At 69.2% G+C, this 9,024-nt stretch carries 6 protein-coding genes; 3 read left to right on the plus strand and 3 right to left on the minus strand.

Annotation, left to right across the window (positions count from 1 at the left end):
* On the minus strand, window positions 1-3,112 hold a 3,112-nt coding region (locus KDL01_RS35835), incomplete at its 3' end, for an AfsR/SARP family transcriptional regulator (protein ID WP_212533150.1).
* Window positions 3,113-3,333: 221 nt separating this feature from the next.
* Window positions 3,334-3,864 carry a helix-turn-helix domain-containing protein gene (locus tag KDL01_RS35840; protein ID WP_212533151.1) on the minus strand — a complete coding sequence of 177 codons (531 nt, stop codon included), beginning with the start codon at window positions 3,862-3,864 and terminating at the stop codon, window positions 3,334-3,336.
* A 272-nt stretch (window positions 3,865-4,136) separates the two neighbouring features.
* On the opposite strand from KDL01_RS35840, the gene KDL01_RS35845 reads away from it, so the two are divergent.
* The gene (locus KDL01_RS35845; protein ID WP_212533152.1) at window positions 4,137-4,295 is read left to right on the plus strand and encodes a hypothetical protein; all 159 of its coding nucleotides are present in this window, start codon (window positions 4,137-4,139) and stop codon (window positions 4,293-4,295) included.
* A 77-nt stretch (window positions 4,296-4,372) separates the two neighbouring features.
* Here the strand turns inward: KDL01_RS35845 and KDL01_RS35850 are convergent, their stop codons facing one another.
* Window positions 4,373-4,582: a DUF397 domain-containing protein gene (locus KDL01_RS35850; RefSeq protein WP_212533153.1), complete on the minus strand. Its 210-nt coding sequence runs from the start codon at window positions 4,580-4,582 to the stop codon at window positions 4,373-4,375.
* Between the two features lie 299 nt (window positions 4,583-4,881).
* Here KDL01_RS35850 and KDL01_RS35855 point away from each other — a divergent pair, with 299 nt between their 5' ends.
* Both KDL01_RS35855 and KDL01_RS35860 read left to right on the plus strand, forming a co-directional pair.
* Entirely contained in the window at window positions 4,882-7,248 is a 2,367-nt protein-coding gene (locus KDL01_RS35855; RefSeq protein ID WP_212533154.1) for an ATP-binding protein, read from the plus strand.
* A gap of 58 nt (window positions 7,249-7,306) precedes the next feature.
* The gene (locus KDL01_RS35860; protein WP_212533155.1) at window positions 7,307-8,962 is read left to right on the plus strand and encodes a hypothetical protein; all 1,656 of its coding nucleotides are present in this window, start codon (window positions 7,307-7,309) and stop codon (window positions 8,960-8,962) included.
* The last annotated feature ends 62 nt before the right edge of the window (window positions 8,963-9,024 follow it).

Here is a 9,024-nt window from a genome sequence, read left to right on the forward strand (position 1 = left end):
CCCCGCCCCCAAGCCGATGCTGAAGACTCCGCACCCGCCGCTGCTCGCGCCGAGCCCCCTGCTCGTCCCCCAACGCCATCAAGGTCGTGCCGAGCGCCGCGCGAGCCTGTATCTCCTCCAACGGAGCATCAGCCTGCTGTGCGTACTCGATCGCCGTACGCAGGTGCACGCAGGACTCGACATCCTGCCCAGCCCGGATCAGCAACTGCGCCACGACAACCTCAAGCCGCGCAGCACGCTGCGCATCCCGCATCTCCTCCAGCAGATCCTGCGCACCCCCCACACACGCCTGCGCCGCGTCAAGATCGCCCGCACCATGCACCGCCGCCAGCGCGGTAAGCGCGTCGATCCGGCAACCCCGATCTCCCAACGTCTCGTAAAACTTCAGCGCCGTACGCAACGACACAGCAGCCGCCGCGTTATCGCCGGCCCGATGGCTGAGGATCCCGGCATTCAGCGCGATCGCGGCGAGGTGCTGCGGACTCCGGTGCTCTCGGACATGGTGCTCGGCCTCGTCGAGGTAGCGGCGGGCGGGCTCGTCCCGACCGATCCAGCGGTACATCTCCGCGAGGTTGATCAGAACGTCGCACGCGAGCGACGCGTCCTCCAGCTGCTCGACCAATTCGAGCGCACGGTGCGCCACGGCGAACGCCTCGCCGTGCCGGTTCTGCTCGAACAGCACGATCGCGCGGTGGTAGTCGGCATAGACCCGCCCGCGAGCGTGCCCGACCTCACGATAGAGCGCCTCACTGGCCTCGAAGCTCGCGCCGGCGTTCTCCAGCTGATTGGCATACAGCTCGATTCGCCCGAGCTCGTGCAGCGCGTCGGCCTCGTTGCGCCGAACCCGTTGCACGCGCCACGACTCTAGCGCGATCGCCATACACGCGGCCCCCTCCTCGAGTCGGTTCACCCGCAGGTACGCCGACCCGAGGTAGTGGTGAAGCTGAGCGAACTCGGGATCGGCGTGGTCGTCCTGATCTACCGCCACGGCAGCCAAAGCACGGGTGAGCACCTCGATCGCCCGCGGCCACAAGCCCTGCCGGTCCAGATACGGCGCCACGACGCAGGCGACCAAGCCGGCGTATCCATCTGGTGTGGCCGCCGTATCGGTGTGGGCGGCGATCATCAGAAGGTTGGCGATCTCGCTCTCCAGCCACGCGTCGGCGACCGCGGCCTGCTCGAACCGGGGTTCCGCCTCGAGCGGACTGTCCGGAATCGTGACGGCGATCCGGCGATGGGGCCGCGCGATGCGTTCGGCCCGTGCCGCGGTGGCAAGGTAGAAGCAGATCATGCGATCGATCGCCGCGGAGAGCTCGGCCTCGTCGTCCTCCTGGACCGCCCGACGGGCCGCGAAGGCGCGCAGCAGATCGTGCAATCGGTAGCGATGACGGCTGACCTCTTCGAGCAGGTGGTGTTCGACGAGAGTCTCGAGGAGCAGATCGACCGCTCCGGGTTCCTCCCCGACGAGCGCGGCCACCGCGTACACGCCGATGTCCGGGGTGGGTTGGCTGGCCACGAGACGCAATACGCTGCGAGTGGCGGGCGCCAGCATCTGATAGGAGAGCTCGAACGCACGATGCACGGGCGCGGAGAGCTGATCGGGCCAGGGGATCGAGACCTGATTCTCCAGCCGCTCCACCAGGTCGGCCAGCGACCAGGTCGGGTGAGCGCGCAGATGTGCGGCAGCGACGGCGACGGCGAGCGGCAGACCGCCGCAGTACGCGGCGAAGCGCCGCAACTCCTGGCTCTGCTGCGGGAATCGGCGCCCGGTGACCCGCATGAGCAGGCGCACGGCCGCGAGCCCGTTCATCGATGCGACGGTGAGTTGACGCGAGCTCGGCAGTGGAAGGCGTCTGCGTGAGGTCAGCAGTATCACCGATCCGGGAGTGACCGGCATCAGACCGGCGATCTGATCGGCATCGTCGACGTCGTCGAAGAAGATCAGCAGACGCATCCCGCTGGTACGCCGACGCCACAGCGCGACGAGTTCGTCCGCGGAGTCCGCGCGCATCAGGTCCCTGGTCGAGGCTCCGAGCGCTCCGAGCAGCAGCACGACGGCCGTGCGCAGATCGAGCGGAGGCTGGCGTGGATCGTGGGTACGGAAGTCCAACTGCAACGCGCCGTCAGGGCATTGCGGCGCCAACTGGTGCGCGGCGCGCAGGGCCAGCGAGGTCTTGCCGATCCCCGGCATCCCGTCGATCGCGATGAGCGCGATCCCCGCGAGCCTGGCGAGTTCCTCGGCCGCCGCGGACGTGATCTCGCCCAGCACCCCGTCGCGACCGATCAGGTAGGGCGGGTCGCGGTCCAGAGTGTTCGGGGCCAGCACGCCGCGCCGGCCGGGAGCCGCGGAAGGGCGCTCGGACGTCAACTCACCGCGCAGGATCGTCTGATGCAGCGAGAGCAACTCCCGACGCGGGTCGACCCCGAGCTCCTCGCGCAGACGGATGCGCGCGGCACGGTAGACCTCGAGGGCCTCGTCCTCCCGCCCCGCGTCGGCCAGCGCGGTCATGAGCATCTCGATCGCACCCTGGTCGATCCGTCCGGTGAGGGTGTAGTCGGTCAACTCACTGATCACGCCCTCGCGGTCGGCCTCGATCTGCAGGTCCAAGTTGATCCGCGCTAGAAGCGCGGCGCGCCGGCGCTCGAGCAGGCCGTGGCGCACGCTCTGGGCCCACTGTCCGGTCAGTCCTTCAAGCGGCTCGCCGCGCCAGAGCGACTCGGCCTGTCGCAGCAGTTCGCGTGCCCGATGGGGATCGCGGCCCGTGGACGCGGCCCGCGCGCGCGAGACGAGTTGGTTGAACCGTCGTACGTCGACGTGTTCCGCATCCACGTCGAGGCGGTAGCCGCCGGACTCGCTGTTGGTGATGACACCGAGCTCATCCCCTGCCGCCTGCAGCCGTTTACGCAGCCGGCAGATGTAAACATGAATAGTCTCTCGGGTCCGCACCGGCATCTGCTCGTCCCAGACCCGCTCGGCGAGCGTCTGCACCGAGACGACGCGACCGGACTCGAGAAGCAGGGCGGCCAGCAGGGCCTGGGATTTCAGTGGTCCGACCGTGTGGCCGCGCTCCCGCGCCCACACGTCGACCTGGCCGAGCAGACGGAAGATCACGATCCTCCTCACCGGCCACGCGGGTGGCGCGCGACCCGGCTCGTCAGTTCGCCGCCGCTCTACGGGTGTCGCGGCGGTCGGAGGCGTCTCTCCCCTACGCCTCATTCGCATACTCAGCCGAATTCAGTCGTGCAATCGTGCAGCCGCACGTGCGATTGCACGCGTGCTCATATCAGAGTTCGGCGTTAGCACACGGGGCATATTTCCGAATGCATAGAGCATCAAACAATCGGCTGCCACCTGAGGACACAGCCGAGCTCAAGCGCCCAGGAGGCGAGCACGATCAGACGCGGATGTAATTGAGATCGCTCGAATTGGGCCAGAGACCAGGCGGAAACGCCCACGCCGGCGGCCAACGCGTCCAAGGTCTTCCGACTCCGCTGCCGCGCCTCGCGCAGAACCGCGACCAGCGCACGGATATCGTCGTTCTCCCCCGATTCGCCTACCACTGCGGGCGCCTTGGCCACGCGGACCGCTCCATCCGATTCCACCACGACGAGTCGCAACTGCAAGGCCCGCCCCACCTTGAGCAGATTGCGCAGGGACGGGATGCGCCGACCGGTCTCCCAGCTGCTCAACGTGGCCACTTCCACCCCGGCGGACTCGGCGAGTATCTCCTGGGTGTGCCCCGCCTCCATGCGCGCTTCGCGCAGCCGCGTCACCCAATCCGCCGCCAGAACCCACGGCTCGGCGTCGTTCCTTGAGTCCATCAATTTGAATAATGCCCTTGTCATTATGGGTCGCACGGCCATGGTGACCGCGAACGACCGCCTGCGAATCCCCGGACCGCATGTACCTACCCACGACCCGGACGAGCAGTCCGGCGGTCGAGCTCTGTCGAGGGGTCGGTGCGATGACTCCATTCTGTACAGCACTGACGGCGAGCCCTCACCCCGAGTCTGCCTAAATACGAACCCTGACCCACTCCTCCGCAAGCTCGGACAGCAGCCCACTGATCATCCGATATGCTGACGACAGACGTTGGATCTGCGGCCACTGGAGGACGTGCGTGAAGAGATGGCCGATGCCGCGGCAGGCACTGCGGCGCAGCCTGGTGGTCGTGGGCACGCTGGTGAGCGCGTTCACCGTGACGACCGGGGCGGCGCACGCGGACGCCTCGGTGATCGTCGTGGCCTCCTGCGCCGTGGCCCGGCCCGCCTGGGTCTCGAACCCGGCCGACTAGCGGCGCCCACCGCCCACGAGGCGACGACGGCCCGCTCCGCGATCCGCGGGGCGGGCCGTCGCCTTTGCCGGCACCGGTCAGTCGTCGAGGGGCATCTCGAACTCACCGTGGAAGACTCCGAGCTCGAAGGCCTCCCACTCGCCGCGCTCGAAGACCAGCACGGGGCCGTCCGGGTTCTTGCCGTCGCGCACCATCGCCCGTCCCTCGGCGAACCTCACCTCCACGCAATTGGGAGGATTTGCTTCGCTGAAGGTGCTTTTGCACCATCCCCCAGTCAATGGGAACATGTCTTCTGATCTCCCTGTGTCCACCCTCCGCGATCACGGGCGGCTGTGCGTGGTCGGACTCAGCCTCGTGTCGCGCTCTGTCGGGGAGGTGATTCCGCGGCGGGCTTTCATTCGGCTTACGCGGCGCTTGACGCGAACCTTGCATGCGGTGGGCGCCTGAACCTTGCCCGGATTGCGGTTAGGGCACCGAAATGCCGGGAAGTCAGTCGCGGGAGGGGTGAGCATTGAGTATGGCGCAGGACGGGCGCGGCGCGCCGGCGGGCTCCGGCGGGGCGGGGGTCTCCTCTACGGTCTCCGGAGTGGTCGCGCACAACGTGTTGCAGGGCCGGGACATCTCCGGCGGGGTGCACTTCCACGGGACGGCGCCGGAGATCGTGGTGCCGCGTCAGCTTCCGGCCGACGTGCGCGGGTTCGTCGGGCGCGCGGACGAGTTGCGGGGCCTGCACGCAGCTTCGCAGCCGGCTGCGTCCGAGCCGACGTCGGTACTCGTCCTTGTGGGCACGGCCGGGGTCGGCAAGAGTGCGCTCGCCGTGCGCTTCGCCCACCAGGTGCGCGACCGCTTCGGCGGCGGGCAACTGTTCGTCAACCTCCGTGGCTACGATGCCGTACGCCCGCTCGAGCCCCAGGCCGTACTCGGCCGCTTCCTACATGCCGTCGGTGTGCCCGCGGACGATGTTCCAGCGGAACTGGAGGAGCGGGCGGCCCTCTACCGCTCGCTGCTGGCGGAGCGGCGCGTGCTGGTGCTGCTGGACAACGCGGCGACGGTGGGGCAGGTGCGTCCGCTGCTGCCGGGCGGCTCCGGCTGCCTGGTGCTGGTCACCAGCCGCAACCGCCTTTCCGGGCTGGCGGCGCGGGACGGGGCGTTGCGGGTCCCGGTGAATCTGCTCTCTGAGAACGAGGCGGTGGCTCTGGTGGCCTCTGCCACCGCCGGGTACCGCAGCGGGGATCCGCCGGAGGCGCTGCTGGAGCTGGCCGGGCTGTGCGCCCGCCTGCCGCTGGCGCTGCGGATCGCGGCCGAGCGCGCCGCCGCCCGGCCTCTGATGCCCCTGCAGACACTGATAGCGCAGTTGCACGGGGAGTCCTCCCTCTGGCAGGCCCTTTCCACCGAAGACGAGACGGAGGCAGACGCGGTGCGTGCGGTGTTCGCCTGGTCTTATCGTGCGTTGCCCTCCGCGGCGGCGCGCGCCTTCCGCCTCCTCGGGCTGTTTCCCGGGACGCGCATCAGCGCCGTGTGCGCGGCGGCTCTGCTGGACGAGCCGCTCGAGCGTGCGGTCGGGCTGCTCGACACGCTGGCCGGTGCCCACTTGATCGAGCAGCGTGGTCCCGCGGTCTACCAGTTCCACGACCTCCTGCGCGCCTTCGCGGCCGACCAGGCGCGGCTGCTCGATGCCGAGGAGCAGCGCACCGGGGCGCTGACCCGCGTCGTACAGTGGTACCTGCTCAGCGCCCACGCGGCCGGCCAGGCGATGGAGAGCCTGCGGCCCGGCGTACTCACCGCGGAGCCGCAGTCCGATTCCACGGCCCTGCCAGTGGCGATCTCCGACCGGAGTGCCGCGGCGGAGTGGTATCAGACGGAGCAGGAGAACCTGCCTCCGCTCGTGCGAGCGGCGAGCGCGGCAGGCGGCCTGGATCGGGAAATATGGCAGCTTGCTGTGACGCTCGGTCCGTTGCACGCCACGGCCGGAAACCTCGTCGAGTGGCTGGAGATCGCAGACCTCGGACTCGAGGCGGCACGCAGGCTCGAGGATCGGAATGCCGAGGCTCACGTCCAGATGACGCGGGCGACGGCGCTGACTCAGAGCGCGCAGACTGCGGCCGCCGTGGAAGCGCTTGTCGCCACGCGCGAGATCTTTGCTGCGGCTGGGGATGTTGCTGGGTTGATCGATGCCGAAAACCGTCTGGGGCTGCTCCATCGCTCCGGTCGGGAGCTTCCGCAGGCAGAGTCCTGTTTCCGTCGGGTCGCGGAGTTGGCTGACGAGGCCGGACTGCCGGTCTGGCGGGCGTTGGCGTTCGAGAATCTTGCGGATGCCGCGGAGGCCGGCGGTGTGGACGCCTCTGCGGACGAGCTGGCCGCACGGGCTGTCGATCTGTTCCGTCAGTCTGCCGCGAACGGCCACATGGTGGTCGGGCCGATTCTGATACGTGCGCGCGTTTCCCGGAAGGCGGGGCGGCTCGAGGAGGCGGCTAGGCACGTTGCCGAGGCTGCGGAGGTGCTCGCGGACTCGGCCGCCAATCGGTGGCTCGAATACGCCGTCGCGTTCGAGCGGGCCGCGCAGGACCTTGCGCAGGGCCGACTCGAAGAGGCGCTGGAAGGCTGTTGGCGGTGTCTGAGTCTGGCCCGATCGCTCGGCGACCGGCGGCGGGAGGCTCGGGCTCTTACTGCGCTCGCGCACGCGCTCCTGCGCCTCGAGCGCCGAGACGAGGCCATCGACGTGGCTCGCACGGCCACTGTGTCGGCCCGCGACCATGCCACCGCGTTCGACGTCGCGGCCGCACTGCACGTCCTCGCGGAGGCTCTGACTGCGGACGGCCAGGACGCCGCTGCGGGTTCGGCGCGAGCCGAGGCTGCCCTACTGCTGGAGGCTTACACCGATCTCGCCGCGGACGACCTGCGCGCGCGACTCACGCGACTGACCGAACTGCCTTCGCGCGTTGAGCCACGGTGATCGGTCAGCAGCGTAAATTCAGCTGCTCATCGTCCGTGCGCTGCCGCACACTGGGCGGGTGACAGACGAGACTGACTCCTTTAGGCCGTTGCCGGGCGCGGTGCGGGGCGCGATCCGACGGGTGCTGGCCGGTGCGGCGGCAGAGGCGGATGGCGCTGGGCGGATGTTGCTGGATGTGGCGGTGGGGACGCCTGAGGCGGTGCTGGGGGACGTCGATGTCATCCTGGCGCGGGCTGATCCTCGGTTCTGGGTCGCGCTGGAGGACGTGCGCGAGTGGCTGCGCTGGGAGGAGCCGGGCTCGATTGCCCGGCCATGGCCGACCGACGCGGACTCGGTGCCCGCGCTGTGTGTTAAGGCGCTGTTTTCCAGTGGGCCGGTGCGGGAGCAGGCTGTGCTGTTGCTGGGCGATTCGGTGAGCCTTGCCGCGCTGCCGGTACTCGCGTTGCGCGCGGCGGACTGGGTTCCGCAGGTTCGCGACGTGGCGCGGGACGCGATCATCCGGCGGCTGCGGGTGGATGCCGACGGCACCGCTCTGGCCCTTATTGCGCCGATGGCTCTGCGCCTTGCGCGACGTCGGCAAGGGCACTGGCTGGTCGAACTGGTCACGACACGTATTGCCGAGTCCCGTCACGCGCACGTGCTCGAGCAGATGCTGACAAGCCCCAGCCAGCTGGCGCGCCGAGCCGCTTACCGGGCTCTGATTCACACGGGAGCGCTCGGGGCCGAGCGCGCGGTGCAGGCCACGCTGCACGATGCCGACATCATGATCCGGGCTTGCTGCGCCGAATACGCCGCCCGGTTGGCTGTGGAAGCCAACGTTGAGACGAACAGTGAGACGGACGTCGAGACGAACGGTGAGACAGACGTCGAGACGAACGGTGAGACAGACGTCGAGACGAACGGTGAGACGGACGTCGAGACGGACTCGGCGAAGCTGATGCGGCGGATGCTGGGGTCCAGTTCGCCGCTTGTCCGGGTCGAGGCGCTCGGTGCGCTCAACCGGCTCGGTGAGCTCGATGCGATCCGGTCCTCGCTCGCCGACCGCAGTAGCCTGATACGCGGCACGGCTCGCTTCTATCTGAAGTCGCAGGGCATCGACTTCGCCGCGTACTACCGGGAACTGCTCAGCGGCGACCTCGACACGGTGACGCCCGGTGCCGTCGCGGGGCTCAGCGAATGCGGTACCGCCGAGGACGCCGGGATGGTTGGGCGTCTGCTGAGCCACCGACGTGTCAAGGTGCGGGTCGAGGCACTCAGGCTGCTTCAGAGCCGCGCGCGGGCGATCGACACCGAACAACTGCTCGCCATGATCGAGGCGAACGAGTTCCCCGCGGTCACCCGCCAGGCAACCGTCGTCCTGCTCGCCCGGGGCGCGCGCATCGAGCCCGATCGGCTCTTCGGGCTCCTCGACACCGCCCGGCCGACGCCGGTACGTCTCGCGGGCTGGCGTCTGCTGACCGCGCGCGACAGCGCCTGGCGGCTGGCCGTGAACGCGATGTTGCTGGCCGATCCCGAGGACGCCATCGCCGGCCGGGCGCTCAACGACCTGGTGTCCGCACTCGAGCGGCAGATCTACGCCAAGCCGGCCGGGAGGACGGCCGAACTCTTGGCGGCTCACCTCGCGAACGCCGACAGGATGTTGTCGGCGAAGACCGCTCAGCTGCTTCGATTCATCGTCGGTATGCCGCAGGCTGTGTCGGAAATCGACTCCTGATCCCGTCAGGCTGTTGGCGCGGCGGTGCCGGGGCGGGGGTGCGGGCGACGGGAGAATCGGGG

Origin of the sequence: Actinospica durhamensis, from assembly GCF_018139695.1 — a bacterium.
Taxonomy (GTDB): Bacteria; Actinomycetota; Actinomycetes; order Streptomycetales; family Catenulisporaceae; genus Actinospica; species Actinospica durhamensis.

Coding starts and splice junctions, on each gene's coding strand:
- KDL01_RS35840 (WP_212533151.1), bottom strand. CDS start 3,864: ATGGCCGTGCGACCCATAATGACAAGGGCATTATTCAAATTGATGGAC.
- KDL01_RS35845 (WP_212533152.1), top strand. CDS start 4,137: ATGCCGCGGCAGGCACTGCGGCGCAGCCTGGTGGTCGTGGGCACGCTG.
- KDL01_RS35850 (WP_212533153.1), bottom strand. CDS start 4,582: ATGTTCCCATTGACTGGGGGATGGTGCAAAAGCACCTTCAGCGAAGCA.